Annotated in this window: 16 protein-coding genes and 2 pseudogenes; 12 read left to right on the top strand and 6 right to left on the bottom strand. The window is 65.2% G+C overall.

The features are described from left to right. Nucleotides 1-145: pseudogene (locus tag H0W40_RS07580) on the bottom strand (zinc metalloprotease HtpX); the annotation flags it as partial. Between the two features lie 71 nt (nucleotides 146-216). Continuing rightward, nucleotides 217-393: a hypothetical protein gene (locus H0W40_RS07585; protein ID WP_292444924.1), complete on the bottom strand. Its 177-nt coding sequence runs from the start codon at nucleotides 391-393 to the stop codon at nucleotides 217-219. Between the two features lie 57 nt (nucleotides 394-450). Here H0W40_RS07585 and H0W40_RS07590 point away from each other — a divergent pair, with 57 nt between their 5' ends. Beyond that, nucleotides 451-690 (top strand): hypothetical protein, encoded by a 240-nt coding sequence (locus H0W40_RS07590; RefSeq protein WP_292444927.1) that lies wholly within the window; start codon nucleotides 451-453, stop codon nucleotides 688-690. 109 nt (nucleotides 691-799) lie between these two features. Here H0W40_RS07590 and H0W40_RS07595 read toward each other — a convergent pair whose 3' ends face one another. Beyond that, nucleotides 800-2119 (bottom strand): RepB family plasmid replication initiator protein, encoded by a 1320-nt coding sequence (locus H0W40_RS07595; protein ID WP_292444929.1) that lies wholly within the window; start codon nucleotides 2117-2119, stop codon nucleotides 800-802. Between the two features lie 707 nt (nucleotides 2120-2826). Between H0W40_RS07595 and H0W40_RS07600 the strand changes: the two genes are divergently transcribed. Further along, nucleotides 2827-4095: an AAA family ATPase gene (locus tag H0W40_RS07600; protein ID WP_292444932.1), complete on the top strand. Its 1269-nt coding sequence runs from the start codon at nucleotides 2827-2829 to the stop codon at nucleotides 4093-4095. After that, nucleotides 4095-5120, top strand: a complete 1026-nt coding sequence (locus tag H0W40_RS07605; protein ID WP_292444935.1) for a ParB/RepB/Spo0J family partition protein — start codon at nucleotides 4095-4097, stop codon at nucleotides 5118-5120. Before H0W40_RS07600 ends, H0W40_RS07605 begins: the two co-directional genes overlap by 1 nt. A gap of 20 nt (nucleotides 5121-5140) precedes the next feature. On the opposite strand, the gene H0W40_RS07610 is transcribed toward H0W40_RS07605, so the two are convergent. Together H0W40_RS07610 and H0W40_RS07615 are read right to left on the bottom strand one after the other, a co-directional pair. After that, nucleotides 5141-5470 (bottom strand): hypothetical protein, encoded by a 330-nt coding sequence (locus H0W40_RS07610; RefSeq protein WP_292444937.1) that lies wholly within the window; start codon nucleotides 5468-5470, stop codon nucleotides 5141-5143. Nucleotides 5471-5520: 50 nt separating this feature from the next. Then, complete coding sequence (locus tag H0W40_RS07615) at nucleotides 5521-6321, bottom strand: Fic family protein (protein WP_292444941.1); 801 nt, start codon at nucleotides 6319-6321, stop codon at nucleotides 5521-5523. A 305-nt stretch (nucleotides 6322-6626) separates the two neighbouring features. On the opposite strand from H0W40_RS07615, the gene H0W40_RS07620 reads away from it, so the two are divergent. The 7 genes and pseudogenes from H0W40_RS07620 to H0W40_RS07650 form a co-directional block, all read left to right on the top strand. After that, a complete protein-coding gene (locus H0W40_RS07620; protein ID WP_292444944.1) occupies nucleotides 6627-6872 on the top strand; it encodes a type II toxin-antitoxin system Phd/YefM family antitoxin in 246 nt (81 codons plus the stop codon). After that, nucleotides 6872-7330, top strand: coding sequence for a type II toxin-antitoxin system VapC family toxin (locus tag H0W40_RS07625; RefSeq protein WP_292444947.1), 459 nt, complete (start codon nucleotides 6872-6874; stop codon nucleotides 7328-7330). Before H0W40_RS07620 ends, H0W40_RS07625 begins: the two co-directional genes overlap by 1 nt. A gap of 26 nt (nucleotides 7331-7356) precedes the next feature. Then, nucleotides 7357-7713, top strand: a complete 357-nt coding sequence (locus tag H0W40_RS07630; protein WP_292444950.1) for a hypothetical protein — start codon at nucleotides 7357-7359, stop codon at nucleotides 7711-7713. A gap of 15 nt (nucleotides 7714-7728) precedes the next feature. After that, nucleotides 7729-8391, top strand: a complete 663-nt coding sequence (locus tag H0W40_RS07635; RefSeq protein WP_292444953.1) for an N-methyl-D-aspartate receptor NMDAR2C subunit — start codon at nucleotides 7729-7731, stop codon at nucleotides 8389-8391. Continuing rightward, a complete protein-coding gene (locus H0W40_RS07640) occupies nucleotides 8388-10559 on the top strand; it encodes a phage integrase family protein (RefSeq protein WP_292444955.1) in 2172 nt (723 codons plus the stop codon). Before H0W40_RS07635 ends, H0W40_RS07640 begins: the two co-directional genes overlap by 4 nt. Before the next feature lie 32 nt (nucleotides 10560-10591). After that, nucleotides 10592-13357 carry a DEAD/DEAH box helicase gene (locus H0W40_RS07645; protein WP_292444957.1) on the top strand — a complete coding sequence of 922 codons (2766 nt, stop codon included), beginning with the start codon at nucleotides 10592-10594 and terminating at the stop codon, nucleotides 13355-13357. Nucleotides 13358-13771: 414 nt separating this feature from the next. Next, nucleotides 13772-13882 (top strand): annotated as a pseudogene (locus H0W40_RS07650) (SWIM zinc finger family protein); the annotation flags it as partial. Nucleotides 13883-13947: 65 nt separating this feature from the next. On the opposite strand, the gene H0W40_RS07655 reads toward H0W40_RS07650, so the two are convergent. Further along, nucleotides 13948-15576: a Mu transposase C-terminal domain-containing protein gene (locus H0W40_RS07655; protein WP_292445023.1), complete on the bottom strand. Its 1629-nt coding sequence runs from the start codon at nucleotides 15574-15576 to the stop codon at nucleotides 13948-13950. A 599-nt stretch (nucleotides 15577-16175) separates the two neighbouring features. Between H0W40_RS07655 and H0W40_RS07660 the strand changes: the two genes are divergently transcribed. Then, nucleotides 16176-16796 (top strand): methyltransferase domain-containing protein, encoded by a 621-nt coding sequence (locus tag H0W40_RS07660; protein WP_292444960.1) that lies wholly within the window; start codon nucleotides 16176-16178, stop codon nucleotides 16794-16796. 67 nt (nucleotides 16797-16863) lie between these two features. After that, nucleotides 16864-17106, top strand: coding sequence for a hypothetical protein (locus tag H0W40_RS07665; protein WP_292444963.1), 243 nt, complete (start codon nucleotides 16864-16866; stop codon nucleotides 17104-17106). The last annotated feature ends 2 nt before the right edge of the window (nucleotides 17107-17108 follow it).

A 17108-nucleotide genomic window follows, 5' to 3' on the forward strand; every position in this document is an offset into this window, starting at 1 on the left:
CTATCAGCGCCGAGAACGCCAGCAGCATGCCGAGGTTCAGCCCGTTGGCGGTCAGGAAGCGGTTGACGCCCAGCACGCTGGCGGCGACGCCGAGCACCAGCATCACGGCGAGGTTGGTGACGATGAATAGCAGCACACGTTTCATTTGACTTCTGCGCGCCGGCGGCGCGGCGTTGGGGGTGGCGACAGCGCGAATGTTAGGGCCGGTGCGGAATTTCACTGGCGGTCAGCGCCGCGCCCCAGCCCGCGCCTGCTGAAACCCTGCACGTCGGCACACAGCGTTTGGGTGAATGCGGCGTCTCGCGGCGTCGTGCTCTGCACGGTGAACAACTTCTGTCCGGCGCGCACCGTGGCTTCGCCTTCGACCACCTGCATGCCTTCGACCACCTGCATGCCTGCGACGGACTTCAGCAGGGTGCTCGCCGGAGAGCTTCTGCAGCTTTTCGGAGATTGGCGATCCTCGGCCCGGGCGTCGAGGATCGCCTGGATGGCGCGGTGGTTCGCCACATGGCTCAGGCGGCGGCGGCCGCGGTGCTGCAATCGATCGCGACCGGCGTGCAGGCGGCGAGTCGGACACTGAAGTGGGAGCTGATCGCGCGAGCCAGCACGGGTGCCGGGCAGGCCGACCGGCCCAATCGGTTTCCGCGGGGCAGCGTGCTCACTCTGCCGCCCAAGTGGCCGCCGCTATAGACGCCGACGTAGGCGCCGAAGTGCCGTTGGGAGGGACTCAGCTTGCGGCCGCGGACCGGCCGCCCGCGATATGTGCATGATCCGCGGGCAGCCCTTCGTGCTCGGCGATCTACCGGCCGCCACGCTGCGCAGCGATCGTGAGCAACTCTTGGGGCGTGGGTTTGTCCCAGTCCGCACCCTTGAAGAATCGGATCAGTTCGCCCGTAACCATCGGGTGCTTCCATCCATTGGTTTCGAGCCGCTTGCGGATGGACGGGTGTACGCCGCGCTCATGCAGGTGCGCCCGCAGCCGCTCGACCCAGTCCGCTTGCGTCTCGGGCGACAGCGCTTCAAACTCTGCCAACACCTGCGCTCGCCGTCTATTGACCCATTCAGAGGTCCACCCTTCCAAGGCTGCAGCTGCAGCGGCGCTGCTCGCTGGTGGGTTGGCACTGCCCTCAGCAGCCTTCTTGGCCGCCGTTGCAGAGTTGGACTCGAGGAGCGCGCGCAAGTAGCGGTACGGGTCGCGCAAGGGCTCCGGAAATTCGTTGGCGATGCGCTTCAGAAGTGCGTCGAGCCCAACCGTCATAGCCTCGTTGCCATGCGTCTGGATCAACGCTTCGGCATCTTCAGAGCGGATGCCGGCGGCCGTCGCGCGCACCACCTGAGACAGGTCGACAGGCACAGGCGGGTGCCGCAATGGCAGCGCTTCCTGCTGTTTCTTCCCTACCCTGAACTGGATGTCGGCGATGAAGCGCCCGGCCTTGTGCTCGATCAGCTCGACGTCGAGGTCTGTCACCGCGTTGACCTCGGCGATAGCGAGCTTCAGCACGTCGCGCTTGAAGAAGCGGTACTCCTGCTTGACCGAGTCTTCGGTATCCGGGCTTCCGGTCAAGACGGGCCGCCACCATGGCCATGGCTGCCGCGCTGTCAGGCCGACATCGCGGTATCGGGCGCAGATTTCGTAGAGCACAACGCCCGAGTGGCGCCTGAGTTGCGAGATGACGTCGAGGCGCAACCTAGCGAACCGCTGCGGCTCAAGCAGTTCATGTTTGATGTTGGGCGCGAACGACCACTCAACCCAGTTTTCACCTCTCTGCTTATAGACCTTCGCGTGGGCTAGCAGACCGGCAACGTTCCATGCCTCGCCCTCCCCTGCCGTCGGCGATTGCCATTCAACCGTCGTGCTGACCATCGCGCGCAGGTGCTGCTTGACGATCTCGCGGGCGTTGGAATTGAAGTCCACGCCGCGCAAGATGCTCTGCAGGGGCGCCCGAAAGACTTCCTGTTCAATGCCCTGTTCCTGCGCGATGTAGAGCAACACGTTGTACGCCTTGCGCGCCAGAACGGTGATCTTGCTGGACTTCGTGGGCACGATAGCCAGCGTGTTGACCGGCTTGCGGAGCGGGTTCTCAATGAGATCCCTGTGCGCGGCGCCCTGACGGCTCATGTGAAAAGGTCCATTCCGCCATCGTAGCGTGAAAAGCATCTTTCACGTTCTATTGCGATGCCCTAAATGTCCTCACGTCACAGCTTTCCCTGTCGTGGCGGCCGATCGCTGGGTACGCACCTGGTACCCAAAAGTCCTCACGTTGCGCAAGCGGTCGGTCGCCCCGAAGCCCTCACGTCTCGCTAGTACTCCGCCCGCGGCCTGTCCGATCTTGCGCGGCTCATTCGTTGGTAAGGCGATCGCCGACTTCACGACAGAGAACACGGCGGGAACAGGCGGAGTCACCCAAAACAGCTCACGTGAAGGCGGCTACGGCCTTTCCTGCGCCGGCCGGCCCTCTGCGACACGCCATGCGAAGCAAACCCATATCCACTCACTAGACAGCCTAGCGACTCTCACGCAACGGCCCATACCCACTCACCTTACCCCCTAAACAGTCTCACGTCATCTCCTATATCCCCTCGCGTAGATTGCGCTAAGTGCTTGATTAATAACATGATTTTCGGGTCTAAAGATCTTAGAAGGTATTGAAGATTTGCAACCTATTGAACCCGCGCCAAGGGACTTTGGTTTCAAAAACCAGTACAAAAGCACCCGCGGTAGTCGGCCCAGCTTTCAACGAGTCGACCAGTTGACCTGTAGACGTTCTTACCTTGAAGGGCCAGATAAGCGTAAAGCGAGCGGTAAACTCCAGTTTGGAGGAGTACATGTCAAAGCTCAACATTAAGGCGCCTGCCCCGATTGGCCTTACGGACATCGCAGAACAGGCGGCCCACTCAGTCGAAATGATGTCGCAGATCCGATCTGCAATGTTGTCGCCGACGACACACAAAGCAGCACCCATCTGGAACCTGAGCCAGCTCGCATTGCTTCTTGGCATTGAGAAGGGATCGCTGACACACCGAATGGGGCGTGGAGATCTACCGCCTGGCACGCTGAACGATGTCGGCAATCGCCGCCAGTTCACTCTGCCCGAGGTTAGGGCCTGGGTGCGGGAGTACCGCAAAGAGAGTTTGCGGCCGAGCGGCGCCGAGGCCGTAACCATCAGTATTGCCAATTTTAAGGGCGGTGTCGGCAAGACGACGACGGCGATCACTTTGGCTCAGGGGATGTCGCTGCTCGGGCACAGGGTGCTCGTCATTGACACCGACCCGCAAGGCTCGTTGACAACCTTGTTCGGGATCTTGCCCGACGCAGAAGTGGAGGAGGAGGACACCATCCTGCCTCTGGTGATGGGCGCAGAGATGTCGATTCGCTATGCGATCCGCCCGACCTATTGGGACGGCATCGACCTGGTCCCAGCGTCGCCTTTGCTTTTTGGAGCAGAGTTCGCGCTGCCAGCTCGACAAACCAAGGAGGAAGGTTTCGAGTTCTGGAACGTCCTGAACTATGGCATCGACGACGTGCGCGCCGACTACGACGTCATCGTTATCGACACCCCCCCTGCCCTCTCCTACACGACAATCAATGCGCTGTTGGCCAGCAACGGGATCATCATGCCGCTGCCACCCAGCACGTTGGATTTCGCTTCTGCGGCTCAGTTTTGGTCCTTGTTTTCTGATCTGACTACGCAGTTGCTCACCAACCGTGGACACGACAAGCAGTTCGATTTCATGAACATTCTGCTCAGTCGAGTCGACAGCTCGGATGCCACGGGCGCGATCGTCAAGCAGTGGATTCAGAGCACCTATGCCAACCGGGTCTCCGTGCTACCAATGGAGATACCAAAGTCGGCAGTTACCGCGTCGGCGACGGTTGAGTTCGGTACGGTCTTTGACATCACCAAGTACGACGGCAATGCAAGAACCTTCAAGCGCGCCAGGGATGCTTACGACTTGATGGTGAGCTACATCGAAACTTCGGTTCAAGCCGTGTGGCGTCGGCAGGTTGAATCGAACGCAGGCGCGACCGAGACGTCAGGTCGTTCGGCCACGGTGTTGAACCGTTCAACACCCGCTGAGAAGGAGGCTGAGTGATGGCTAGGAAGATGTTCGAGAAGGCAGGCCTGATCCCGGGTTTGCAGGCCGGGCCTAAGGCGGCTGGCGACGGCGTCCCCGCGGCAGAGTCATCAAAGGCCAAGACGGCGCCGGGGACGATGATGGGTTTTTTGACGGCGCAATCGGGCGCGGTTCAGGAGGCTGAAGCGCTGAAGGCGCGCGTGAGGTCGCTGGAAGAAGGAGCGCCACTTCGAAGGCTCGATCCATCCTTCATCCGACAGTCCAAGTGGGCCAACCGCCACGAAGCGTCGTTTCTCACCCCTGAGTTCCAGGAACTGAAGGCTGAGATTGCGGCGGCGGGAGGCAACGTGCAGCCCATAAAGGTTCGCCCTGTGTCGGTGTTGAACGGTTCAACACCCCCCGGTGGACCGACCTTCGAGCTGATCTTCGGACATCGCAGGCATCGCGCCTGCGCGGAGCTGGGCATTCCGGTTCTTTCGGCCATCGAAGAGGCGTCGGACGTCAGCCTGTTCGAACAGATGGAGCGAGAGAACCGCGGGCGCAAGAACCTGTCTGCCTGGGAGCAAGGCACGATGTACCGAAGGGCACTTGATGACGGGCTCTATAGTTCACTTCGCCGATTGGCCGAGGGCCTTGGTGTCGACGTTTCGCTGGTGTCCAAGAGCGTTTCGCTGGCGCGGTTGCCTGAAGCTGTCGTCGCGGCATTTCAAAGCCCTCTCGACATCCAATTCCGTTGGGCTGCGCCGCTGACGGAGGCGATGCAGAAGGACCCAGACGGCACGCTTTCACGAGCGCGCGCTATCGCGGAAAAGCGCGGCGATATGGGCGCGACCACTGTCCTGTCGAAGCTGGTCGGACTGCCCGAGCCGGCGCCTGGCCGGTCGGCATCTCAGGCTTTGACGATTTCAAAGGCAGGGAAGGTCGCGGCAAGACTCACTGCAGATGCTAAGGGGAGGGCGGTTGTCCGCTTCGAGGCCGGGGCGCTGCCAGAGACCAAGCGCAAGGCTTTGGTGAAGGTCATCGAGGACTTCCTCAAGGGCTGAAGCCGAATGCTCTACTGCGCTCATTTTCCAGGTGGCCGTGAGCTTCGGGGCGAGCCGGGGAGGGGCGAAAAGGCCAGCGCCCAACCTTTTATCTGCAAGTCGTAACGCGTTTCACGGCCAGCGCCTACCTGAACCAGCAAACCCAACGCCGCCAGCTCGATCAGGTCGCGTGATGCCGTTGCTCGCGCGGCACCGGTTAGGCTCTCGTACTTGCGGGTGCTCACGCCGCCCTCCAAGCCCCCTGGACCAGCGTCGAGCAACGCATTGATGGCCATGCGCTGGCGTGGACTGAGGTTCTTGGCGCGGTGCTGGTTCCAAAACATCGCCTTGGCCAGCGATAGGTCGACCACACGACCCAGGCAGTGACGTCCAGCGCCCCGTGCTGTGCCCGCTCAAGCTGCTAGTAATAGTCGCCGCGCCGTGTTAGCAGTTGCTGGGAGATTCGTAGCACTCGGCTCGGTTCGCCTGCATCCCGGGCCAGAACAAGATCGACGATGGCACGCCCAACTCGACCATTGCCATCCTCGAAGGGGTGGATCGTCTCAAACCAGAGGTGTGCCAGCACGGCCTTGACCAGGCCGCTCGGCTCTATTGGACCGTCCAGCCATGCCAGGGACCTCTCCATTTCCACGGGGACGGCGGCCGAGGGCGGCGCCTCGTAATGGACCGTCTCGCGCCCAATGCGGCCAGTGACGATTTGCATCGGCTCGGCATGTTCCCGGTAGCCTCCGACCCGAATCCGGCTCATGCCCGAAAACCCCGTAGGAAACAGCGCAGCTTGCCAAGCATGTAGGCGCTCATGCGTCACCGGCTTGTCGGCCTGGGTTACGGCGTCGTCCATGACGTCCAGCAATCCCTCGACGTGGCGGGGGGTGTCTGTGCTCTTCGACTGAAAGACCCCCAGGCGGCGCGCGATTGACGGGCGGACCGCTGCCAGGTCCAGCCGTTCTCCCTCGATGGCTGCCGTCGAGAGGGCCTCCTGTGTCCAGGTTTCAGCCGCGATCTCTTGGCGCTGCTCGAAGCCGATGGCCGCCAGCTTGCCTTCCACGGCGCCCTGCGCCCGGCGGGCGAAGGCCACGGCCGCCGCCACCTTTGCCGGGTCATACCGCAGGCCAGCCTGTCCGCCGGACAGCTTCGCTGGAGCGCATTCCTCAATACACAACTCACACCTGAGCATGGCGACGCCTGAGCGTCTCGTCATCGCAAAGGGGGGAGGGTGCGAGACGGAATCAATGAAGTGTTTCCCGATACGACCGCGCAGGGCGGTGGCACGGCGCTGCAGTGCAATACATGATAAGTCATATTATCATCGTGCTCAGAACGTGATGACAAACGGGACTTTTCCAGGACACAATCACATAAGTGCTTGATCCTCATGCTTGCGTCTGTACACCAGTCAGACCGGAGGTGCCCGTAGAACCTCTCGGCAGCCTCTGGGACCATGTGTTTACAATCTAGACAGCTAGCTGTCACCGACACGGTGACCATGGCCCTGGAGTCTTCACCATGACGTCCTTCGGCATCTTCGAAGCCAAGAACCGCCTGTCCGAACTCGTGGAGCGCGCCGCGCGCGGGGAGGAGATCGTCATCACCCGACGCGGCCAGCAGGTCGCCCGCTTGATGCCGCCCCGGGCCCCGGACACGATCGGCCAGGCGCACGCCCTAGCGACAAGGATCCGCCGCAGCCGCGCAGGCCAGGCGCCGGGCGACGGGGGCTCGATCCGGGACATGATCGAAGAGGGCCGGCGCTGATGGCCCCGGAGCCGTCGTCCGGCCCGGCTACGGCGGGATGGGTGATCGACGCGTCGGTCACGATGCCGTGGTTCTTCGCGGACGAGGCCACGCCGTTCACCGAGGGGCTGCTCGATGCGCTGGGCGCCCAAGTGCTGTGGGCGCCGGCGCTCTGGGTGCTCGAGTGCACCAACGTCCTGCAAAGTGCGCAGCGACGGCGTCGCATCGACGCCCACCGCCGGGCGGAAATCGCGTCCGAATTGAGCGCCTTGCCGGTGCACCTCGACCCGGAGATCCCCGACTTCGTCAGTCTGGACCGGCTGGCGGCAGCACACGGCCTGAGCGCCTACGACGCGGCCTACCTCGAGCTCGCCCTGCGCCGGTCCCTGGTTCTGGTCAGCCTCGACGCCCGCCTGATCGCCGCCGCCGCGGCCCTCGGCCACCCGGTGCTGAGTGCTGCGTCAGACATCCGCAACTGAATCGCAAACGACCCGAGGCAGCCCGCATGGCCAACCCGCTGGACCCTGACGATGACATGCAGCGCATGGTGCTGCGCAAGGCCGAAGCCACCGAGAAGGGCGGTCAAGCCTACCAGCGGCTGCTGCAGCTCGCGGAAACCCACGACTCCGGCCAGATCCACCGAATCGCCTTGTTCATCGCCGCGACCTACAACGGCGAGGCCTTCCCCTTCGACCTGTTCGAGCTGCGCGCGGTCGACGAAGCGATCAGCGACGACATGCTGCTGTGCATCGACGCCTTGCGCTGGGGCCAGTCCGACCTGTACCGCCTGGTGCCCAACGGCGACCGGCGGGTGCAAGCGGCAATCGAGAAGTGGGGTCTGAAGTGGTCCGAGTCGCTGTGACGGTTGGCCGTGCCGGTGTCTGACACCTACCCGGCCCCGCTCGACGACGCCGCGCTCGGCGCGACCTGGGACGCGGCCTGGTGGTCGCTCGGCCGGCCGGCGCCTGCGGGCTTGCTGTCTGAACTGATGGCCGCATGGTCCGAGCCCCACCGGCACCATCACGACCAGCGGCACCTGCGTGAATGCCTGGCGCTGTGGACGCGCTGGCAACGCCATTGCGAACGACCCGGCGAGGTCGCCATCGCGCTCTGGTTCCACGACGCCATCTACGCCCCCCGAGACGGAAGCAACGAGCTGAACAGCGCCGCGTGGGTAGCGCGCTCACTGACCCGCGCCGGCGCCGACAGCGACACGGCGCAGCGCGTTCACGATCTGGTGATGGCAACGCAGCATGGGGCCACGCCGGCCACGCTGGCGTCGAGTCTCGACGCACGGCTGCTCGTAGACATCGACCTGTCCATCCTGGGCAGTCCCGCCGAGCGCTTCGAGCGCTACGACCAGGACGTGCGCAAGGAGTACGCCTGGGTGCCGGGGTTCAGGTACCAGGAGGCGAGGGCGCAGGTGCTGCAAAGCTTCCTCGACCGGCCGCGGCTGTACCACGGTGAGGGGGCGGTGGCCCTGCTCGACAGCCAGGCCCGCATCAACCTGGTCGCCGCGTTGTCGCGGCTCGCGCAATGAATGCCCGCGACACCAAAGCACTGGCCGGAGCTGGCATGAAGGGCGAGCGTGCAGGGCAGGGCGCTCTGGCGCCGCTGTTCGGTACGTCCACCCGCACCCTGTCGCGCAGCCTCGCCTCGGTCAGCGCCGCACGGCAGCGAAAGCTCCACGTCGGCCACTTCGCCTTCATGCGCTCGGTGGTCCAGGGGCTCGATCCCCGCGAGAGTTGGGAGCGCTACTTCCGTGTCGAAGGCGAGGCCACCGACCAGCGCACCGTGCGCGCCACGATCGCCTGGATTCGCGACGAGTTCGCTGCCGCTGCAAAGCGCCAGGATCGGTTCGGCACGGCGCGCCTGGTGCGCATCGACGCCACCCGCATCGCCGACCCGTCGCTTGAACTCCCGAGCCTCGAAGCTTTCGCCGAAGGGCATGGCCTGGAAGACGAGCGCCAGGCCGAGCAGATGGCCGCCTACGAAGCCGAGTACGGCCGCGCGACGCAGCGACTGCGTCGGCGCGCCCGCTTGATCGCCCGCCAGCTCGAAGCGCTGCGCTGGCTCGAAGGCCTCGTCGCCCAGTCCCCGAAGGCCGGCGATTCGGTTGCCGCCTGGCTGAACCCGACACTGGCCAGCCACTTGGAGGCGGCCGACATCTTCACGCTGGCCCAGCTGGTCGAGCGCATCAACGGCGTCGGCCGGCGGTGGCACGCCGGTATCAGGGCGATGGGGGAGAGCAAGGCCCTGCGCATCGTCGAGTGGTTGCGCGGGCACCCGGACAGCATCGAGCTGCAGCTTGGCCGCCATGTGGCGATGGCGCGCAGCAAGCTCTACGCACACGAACTCAACGCCGTCGTCGCGCCGGCCACGGCCATCCGCCCGTTGGAAAAGTTCATCGTGCCGGCCGAGCTCGACGGCACGCGAGGGCTGTACCGGCGCCCGCAGGCCCAGTGCCTGCTGAAGGCGACCAACGACTACCAGGCCATCCTCGCCTGGCTGCGTTCCAAACACGGCCTCACACCAGATCAGAAGGCCCACCTCAAGGCCCGTCGCCGGCAGCGCGATGTCATAGGCAACCACGGCGTCGAGCAAAGCATGGACTGGCTGCAGGCGCTGTCGAACACGCAGCGCGCGTATCGGAAAGAAGCCGAGCGCTTCTTGCTCTGGGCCATCACGCACAAGGGCAAGGCCTTGTCCTCGATGAGCAACGAGGACTGCATCGAGTACCGGGACTTCCTGGCCGACCCGCAGCCGCGCAGCCGCTGGTGTGGCGATCGTGGACGCGAGCGCTGGTCGCCGCTGTGGCGGCCGTTTGAAGGGCCGTTGTCGGCGTCGGCGCAACGACATGCGGTCACGATCTTGAAGAACCTCTATGGGTTCCTGGTAGACCAGAACTACCTGATGGGGAACCCCTGGTCGGCGGTCGGCGTGCCACGCACCGCGGGGCCCAAGGTAAACGCCGGGCGGAGTTTCAGCCTGGCGCAGTGGGACTTCATCGAAGGGCAGTTGAAGATGCTGCCGGCGACCTCGGCGAACGAGCGGCTGGTCTTCGGGCTGCACCTGCTCTACGCGACTGGGCTTCGGCTGTCGGAAGTGGTGGCTGCCACGGTCGACGACATGCAGTGGGTCGAGTACCCGGCCGATGCGCACGACGACGAACCGATGCAGGGCTGGCTGCTGCGCGTCGTCGGCAAGGGCCAAAAGGAACGCGAGGTGCCGCTGCCGGCCGACGTGGTGGGCGAACTGGCGAGGTACTTGGTTTCGCGGGGACTCGATGCGGACCCGGAGGACATCGGCAATCAAGGGGCGTTCCTGCTCGGCAAGGCCAGCGACGCTGCGGAACGCGCGCCCGGGCTCAGCACCGGGCAAGCGATCGACCCTCGGCAGGGGATCGCAGCGACGACGTTCTATGACCAGATCAAGGCGTTTTTTGCGGACTGTGCCAGCGTGCTGCGAGGGCAGGGCGATGCAAAGGGAGCAGAGCGCTTTGCGCGGGCCAGCACGCATTGGATGCGCCACTCGCACGCGAGCCACGCAATCGCCGGCGGGATGCCAATCGAGATCGCGCAGCAGAACCTGGGGCATGCGTCGCTGGCCACCACGACCGTCTACGTCACGACCGAGAAGCGCCGGCGGATGAGAGCCGTGGAGACGTTTTGGGGAACCGGCCGCGCAGTGGAGAAGAGCGCAGATTGAACAAAACCGTGGGAGGCTCGGCGGGCGCCCCGATGAGCCCCTTGCCGTCGGACAACGCGGACAGCACGCTTCACGCCGCGGGCTCGGTGTCGCTGGCGCCGGTGTTCACGCCGCACGGCCGTCTCACCTTGAGTCCTGCGGTCGAGGCGCCCTTGCTTGAAGCCGCCACCGCGGGCCGCCTTCTGCAGGCGTTCACGCGCGGCTCGGGCCATGGCCTGCTGCAGCTCGGCGCGGGCGAGGTGGCGAGCGCGCTGCCTGCAGTCCTGTCTTATTGGCGTGATTTCGCGGCGCGCTACGTCACCGCGTTGTGCACACTGCCGGACGCCGAAGAGCGCGGCGCCCCGGTTCATGTCGCTCCACCCGCCGACGAGGTGTTGGCGTCGCTGGCCGATGCCGCGCCTCCCATGGAGGGCGCCGAGTACCTGACGGGGACCGCCCTTGCCGCACTCTGGCGAGACCTCGACGCGGCGTTTGCCGCCGAGCTGATCGAGGCGGGCGGCACCGTTCAGGACTTCCTCCGACGCCACGACCCGGCCTGGAACCTCGTCGGTCGCGTGCACTTCAATCTGGCCGAGAACCGCAAGGACGACGAGGCGCCGTTCGCATTCGTCGCCACCTACACGACCCGGCTGTCCAGGCAGTCCAAAGCCCAGCACCTTCCCCTGGGGCGGGCGCTGCGAGAGTACGCCGACGCGTCGAACCAGGAACTGCTGTCACTGCTGCTGCCAGTCCAGCGAGCGGCGCAGCAGTGCGCCTGGCTCAAGGCGATGGTCGACAGCGGCGAGATCTTCCATCCCTTGCGCTGGACACCGGAAGACGCCTTCGCGCTGCTGCGCGACGCCGCGACACTGGAGACGGCGGGGATCGTCCTGCGCATGCCCGCCCGCTGGCGCGCAGGGCGGCCAGCCCGCGCCCAAGTGACGGCCACCCTCGGTGCGGCGACCCCCTCGACGCTGGGACGCGACGCCCTGCTGGACTTTCAGATGGACGTCACGCTCGAAGGCGAACCGCTCAACGCCGGCGAGATCGAGGCCTTGCTCGCCCAGTCCAACGGGCTTGCGCTCATTCGCGGCCACTGGGTCGAGATCGACCACGACAAGCTCACCGCGGTGCTCGAGCGTTATCAGCACGCGCAGGAGGCCGCTTCGTCGGGAGGCTTGAGTTTCGGCGATGCCATGAGGATGCTCGCGCGCGCCGATCAAGCAGATACAGGGGCCGCCTCCGAAGCCGGCGCGGATTGGTCGCAGGTGGTGGCTGGTCCCTGGCTTGCCGACACACTGCACGGTCTGCGCAGCCCGCAGGCACTCGACGCGCTGGACCCGGGGCCGGCGTTGCAGGCGACGCTGCGGCCCTATCAGCAGGTCGGCGTGCGCTGGCTGCATCTGCTGGCCCAGCTCGGCCTGGGTGCGTGCCTGGCCGACGACATGGGGCTGGGCAAGACCATCCAGGTGCTGTCGTTGCTGCTGATTTTGAAGCGGGTGGACCTGAAGCGCACCGACGCCCGAACGTCGGCGAAGCCAAGCCTGCTGGTCGCCCCGGCGTCGCTGCTCGGCAACTGGGCGAGCGAGATCGCGCGCTTCGCGCCGAGCCTCGATGTGCTCGTGGCGCATCCCTCTGCGTTGCCCGCCAACGAACTGGCAGCGATCGACGCAGACCGACTGGCCAAGCTCGACCTCGTCATCACCAGCTACGGCACGCTGTTGCGCCTGCCGTGGCTGAAGGAGACGCCATGGCGTCTCGTCGTCATTGACGAGGCGCAGGCGATCAAGAATCCGAATGCCAAGCAGACCCGCGCCACCAAGCAGCTCGGCGCCGAGGCCCGGATTGCCCTGACCGGCACGCCGATCGAGAACCGGCTCGGTGACCTGTGGTCGATTTTTGATTTCATCAACCCCGGGCTGCTGGGCTCTTCCAAGCAATTCGCCACGCTGGTCAAGCGCCTGGCCGAGCGACCCAACCCCTACGGTCCGCTGCGCGAGCTGGTGCGCCCCTATATCCTGCGGCGCATGAAGACCGATAAATCGGTAATTGCCGACCTGCCCGACAAGACCGAGGTCAGGGCGTACTGCCCGCTCAGTCGCAAGCAGGCCGCGCTCTACCAGGCGGCAGTCGTTGAGCTCGCGGCCCACCTCGACCAGGCCGACGGCATTCAACGCCGCGGCATCGTGCTCGCGTTCCTGATGCGCTTCAAGCAGATCTGCAACCACCCGTCCCAATGGCTGGGGGACAACGCTTGGGGTGAAAACGACAGCGGCAAGTGGGGCCGCCTGCGCGAGCTCGCCGAGGTCATTGCGGCCAAGCAGGAGAAGGTGCTGGTGTTCACGCAGTTTCGGGAGATGACGGCGCCGCTTGCGGCCTTTCTCGGCTCGGTGTTCGGACGCCCGGGCCTGGTTCTGCACGGTGAGACTGACGTGAAGAAAAGGCAGGAGCTGGTTCGGCGTTTCCAGGGCGACGAGGCGCTGCCCTTCTTCGTGCTCTCGCTCAAAGCCGGCGGCGCCGGGCTCAACCTCACCGCCGCCTCACACGTCATTCACTTCGACCGCTGGTGGAACCCGTCGGTGGAGAATCAGGCTACCGACCGCGCCTTCCGGATCGGGCAGCGACGCAACGTGCTCGTGCACAAGTTCGTCTGCCGGGGCACGGTCGAGGAAAAAATCGACGAGCTCATCGAGGCCAAACGCCAGCTGTCGACGGATTTGCTCGAAGGGGGCGCGGAGTTGATGCTGACCGAGATGAAAGACGACGAACTGCTCAAGCTGGTCGCGCTCGACATTCAATCTGCGATGGCGGAGAACTGAACCATGTCCTTCGGCTGGAAACCGTATGTCAGCGTGGCCGAGCGGCGCAAGAAGGCCGAGCGTGAAATGGCCAAGCTGCGCAAGAAGGAGCACTCGCATTCGCCGGTGACCATTCAAGGGCGCAAGCTCGGGACGACGTTCTGGGGCAAAGCCTGGTGCGACAACCTCGAGTCGTACAGCGACTTTGCCAACCGGCTTCCGCGCGGGCGAACCTATGTTCGCAACGGTTCGGTGGTCGATCTCCAGGTGAACGGCGGCGAGATCCGGGCCATGGTCATGGGCTCTGAGCTGTACAAGGTGACCGCGAGGGTCTCCCCGATCCCGAAGGCGCACTGGAGCGCGATCTGCAAGGACTGTTCGGGCTCGATCGATTCGCTGGTCGAACTCCTGCAGGGGCGCCTCTCCAAGGCGGTCATGGAGCGCGTTTGCCAGCAGAGGGTGGGTCTCTTTCCAGCCCCCGCGGAGATCAAGCTGTCGTGCAGCTGCCCGGACTGGGCCTCGATGTGCAAGCATGTGGCGGCCGTGCTCTACGGCATCGGCGCCCGGCTCGACGAGCAGCCCGAGCTCGCGTTCAAGCTGCGCGCCGTCGATCACGCTGAGCTGATCGTCAGCGCCGCGAAGGGACGCACCCTCTCGACGAAGACGCCTACATCGGCGAAAGTTCTCGACGGTGACGACCTCTCGGCGCTCTTCGGTCTCGAGATGGAGGGCACGCAGCCCGAGCCGAAAACCAAGGCAAGCGTGAAGGGTCCGTTGCGTCCGTCGCCCAAGAAGAAACTGACGGAGCCAGGCCGTTCGCCAGCGAAGGCGTCGGGCGCCAAGCTTCTTGCATCCGCTGCTTTGCCGAAGGCACCCAAAGCCAAGGGACGGGCGACGGATGCCGGCAAGCGCAAGTCCCAGTCGAAGCAATGATCGTTCAAGGCGGCCTGTTTGCGTGCGGGAACTTTCGCGCGCCGTCGGGTAGTCGATCCAGTGATCCTCGCCCATGTGCGCAAGACGCCGGTCGTCGTCGAGCTCGGCGGCAAGCGCAAGTCCGCGAACGGCACTTCCAGGTAGTCGCCCTCGTGCGGCACGTACAGCTTCGACAGATTGCGCGGGTCGAAGTGCAACACCAGCCGCTCGCGGCGCGCCAGCCACTGCGCGAAGATCGGGTGCCAGTAGCGCAGGTGCTCGAAGACGATGCCGTCGCGGCGCAGCGTGCGGCTAATGGCCGGCAGGAACGCGATCCGAAAGCGCTTGAGCGGCCCGGGGGCAAGGGCCGGGGCAGGGTGCAGTGCCCAGGCGCCGGCGGGTGTGCCGCCCTTCAAACCACGGTGCGGTTCCTGGTGGTAGCGGCCGACGATCTGCTGCGCGAACCAGGCCTCGAGCTCGCCGAGGGTCAATGCGGCATGCTTGTCGGGGTCATACGAGCGCCGTGCCTTGGGCGAGCCGCCGGTGGCGCCGGGCAGGGCCTTGAGCTTGCTCATCTTGGTGCCGATGAGCCGCTCGATGTGGCCGCCGTAATGCGGGCGCTCTCGGTAGACGAGCTCGATGCCGTATTGGCCGCAGCCGCGGCGCAGCGCCTTGCTCTTGAACTCGGCTGCGCCATCGAGGTGAAGCGTCTTGGGCAGGCCCGCCATCGGCCACTCGCCTGTGAGCCCGAGTTGCTTTAACCAGGCGCCCTTGGGCGAAACGATGAGGGTCATGCACAGCGACACGGTGCCGGCGCCGGGCGGCACGAAGGAGATGACGAAGCCGACGACGCAGCGCGTGGCCACGTCGGTGGCCATCGTCAGGTAGGGCTTGCCCAGCGGTTGCCGGTACAGGTCGTCCACCACCACGATGTCCATCGGCGTGTGGTCGATCTGCACGACGTCCAGAGGACGCGAAACAATGAACGAGCCGGGCGAGATGCGGGGGTCGGCGGTGCCCGGTGCGGCCACGCCGCGGCGGAGGATCTTGACGCCCTTAGCGCGCTTGAGGCGTCGGTCGATAGCCGGGCGAGAATGGCAGCGGACGCGCAGCAGCCGGCACCGCGCGCCGACTTCCTCGACCAGGTCGACCACGCGCAGCGGCCCCGGCTTCTTTCGCAGGGCGTTGATGGCTTCTTCGACGGCTTGTTCTTGCTTGGCCGACAGGCGAGTTGCAGGGGGCTTCCAGCCGCGCTTCAGGCCCAGCACAGTGGCTTCGTCAACGGATTGCAGACGGTCGCGGTAGCGGTACCCGGTCCGCCAGCTCACCCCGAGGCGCTTGGCCAGGCGTTCGGCCGTGGCGAGGGCCAGCGGTGCATCACCGAGCGATCGAATCGTCTCAACAACGCGTTCGACGTGTGTCCATCTTGCGTCAGCAATCTGTTCGAGTCGACCGGCGGCTCGGTTGTGGGCTGGCAGGGACTTCGCGGCAGGCTTCTTGGCCACTACAACGGCGCAGGATCAGTGCAACACGTTGCCAGTTTTTGCGTTCGTCGTGCCACGCATTGCCAGAGAATTCGTTCAAAGCGCGCGCAGCGTCGCGATCTGGCAACAGACGGCAACGCCGGTAAGAGTGCCATTCAGGCCGCGCCAGATCTGGCGCTTGCAAGAGATGACCGTTGTCAGATCATTCGTTCAAATTGCCAGATTATTCGTTCTTCGACACCAGGGGCACCACCATCCGGCGGCCGACCCAGGCATGCAACATGCGCACCGCCATCGCAAGGAGCCGCTGACGCAGTTGCACGAGCACTTTCCGGACGAGCACCACTGGCATTCGCATTGACCGGCGCCCGATCTTGATTGGCCCGCAGCAACGCGAGCGCGGCGCTATCCTTCAGCCGTGTGTGCACCGGCAAGGCTGGAACATGAGTGGGAATCCCAGTGTCGAGTTCTTCGACAAGCAGTTCGAGCGGCAGGTTCGCGAGCACGACCTCGCGCTCAATCCCTTCGAGCTGGCGGCGCTGCCGCATCTGAACGGACGCGTACTGGATCTGGGGTGCGGCATGGGCAACCTCGCGGTGGCGGCTGCGCGGCGTGGCTGTTCGGTGCTCGCGCTCGATGGCAGTGCGACGGCCATCGAGCATTTGCGTAGCGTCGCGGCCGCCGAGCGCCTCGACGTGGAGGCACCTCAAGTCGACCTGAGTCACTACGAGATCGGCGAAACGTTCGACACGACCGTGTCGATCGGCTTGCTGATGTTCTTCGATTGTCCGAGCGCCCGGTGGTCTCTTGGCGACATCCAGGCGCACGTCCGCGAAGGCGGCACGGCGATCGTCAACGTGCTGATCGAAGGCACGACCTACCTCGACATGTTCGATGCCGATCGCCACTGCCTGTTCGAGCGTGCCGCGCTGGCAGACCACTTTGCCCAGTGGGAGTTGTTGCGCTCGGAGTTCAGCGACTTCGAGGCGCCCGGCGGGCGGATCAAGTCCTTCGCCACCGTGATCGCGCGCAAGCCGCACGCCGCCGCTGCGGCCGGGACATAGGCCAGGCGCGGACCCGAGCCCTTTGCGCCGGCCTGCGCCTTGCCAGCCGTGTTGGAAGCATGCCGCGATGCGATCGAGTTGCACATGGGGACCGCGCCTGGACATCGAGACCGACATCGCGCGGCTGCGGGCTCAGCTCGCGTTCCCGATTCAGCCGGACGGCGCCGATGACGGGACGGCCTTCGCCGCCCGCCCGAGCACGTGGACCTGCACCATGACGATCCACCCGACTTCGCGGCGCGTGCTCGCCGCCGTCCTGCTCGCAACCGTGCTGGCCGCCGACGGCTATGCGTCTATTCGCTGGGTATGAAC

It is taken from the genome of Methylibium sp., from assembly GCF_013817345.1.
Lineage (GTDB): Bacteria > Pseudomonadota > Gammaproteobacteria > Burkholderiales > Burkholderiaceae_C > Methylibium.

Coding starts and splice junctions, on each gene's coding strand:
- H0W40_RS07605 (WP_292444935.1), top strand. CDS start 4,095: ATGGCTAGGAAGATGTTCGAGAAGGCAGGCCTGATCCCGGGTTTGCAG.
- H0W40_RS07595 (WP_292444929.1), bottom strand. CDS start 2,119: ATGAGCCGTCAGGGCGCCGCGCACAGGGATCTCATTGAGAACCCGCTC.
- H0W40_RS07665 (WP_292444963.1), top strand. CDS start 16,864: ATGCGATCGAGTTGCACATGGGGACCGCGCCTGGACATCGAGACCGAC.
- H0W40_RS07645 (WP_292444957.1), top strand. CDS start 10,592: ATGAGCCCCTTGCCGTCGGACAACGCGGACAGCACGCTTCACGCCGCG.
- H0W40_RS07600 (WP_292444932.1), top strand. CDS start 2,827: ATGTCAAAGCTCAACATTAAGGCGCCTGCCCCGATTGGCCTTACGGAC.
- H0W40_RS07625 (WP_292444947.1), top strand. CDS start 6,872: ATGGCCCCGGAGCCGTCGTCCGGCCCGGCTACGGCGGGATGGGTGATC.
- H0W40_RS07630 (WP_292444950.1), top strand. CDS start 7,357: ATGGCCAACCCGCTGGACCCTGACGATGACATGCAGCGCATGGTGCTG.
- H0W40_RS07620 (WP_292444944.1), top strand. CDS start 6,627: ATGACGTCCTTCGGCATCTTCGAAGCCAAGAACCGCCTGTCCGAACTC.
- H0W40_RS07615 (WP_292444941.1), bottom strand. CDS start 6,321: ATGACGAGACGCTCAGGCGTCGCCATGCTCAGGTGTGAGTTGTGTATT.
- H0W40_RS07585 (WP_292444924.1), bottom strand. CDS start 393: ATGCAGGTGGTCGAAGGCATGCAGGTGGTCGAAGGCGAAGCCACGGTG.
- H0W40_RS07660 (WP_292444960.1), top strand. CDS start 16,176: ATGAGTGGGAATCCCAGTGTCGAGTTCTTCGACAAGCAGTTCGAGCGG.
- H0W40_RS07640 (WP_292444955.1), top strand. CDS start 8,388: ATGAATGCCCGCGACACCAAAGCACTGGCCGGAGCTGGCATGAAGGGC.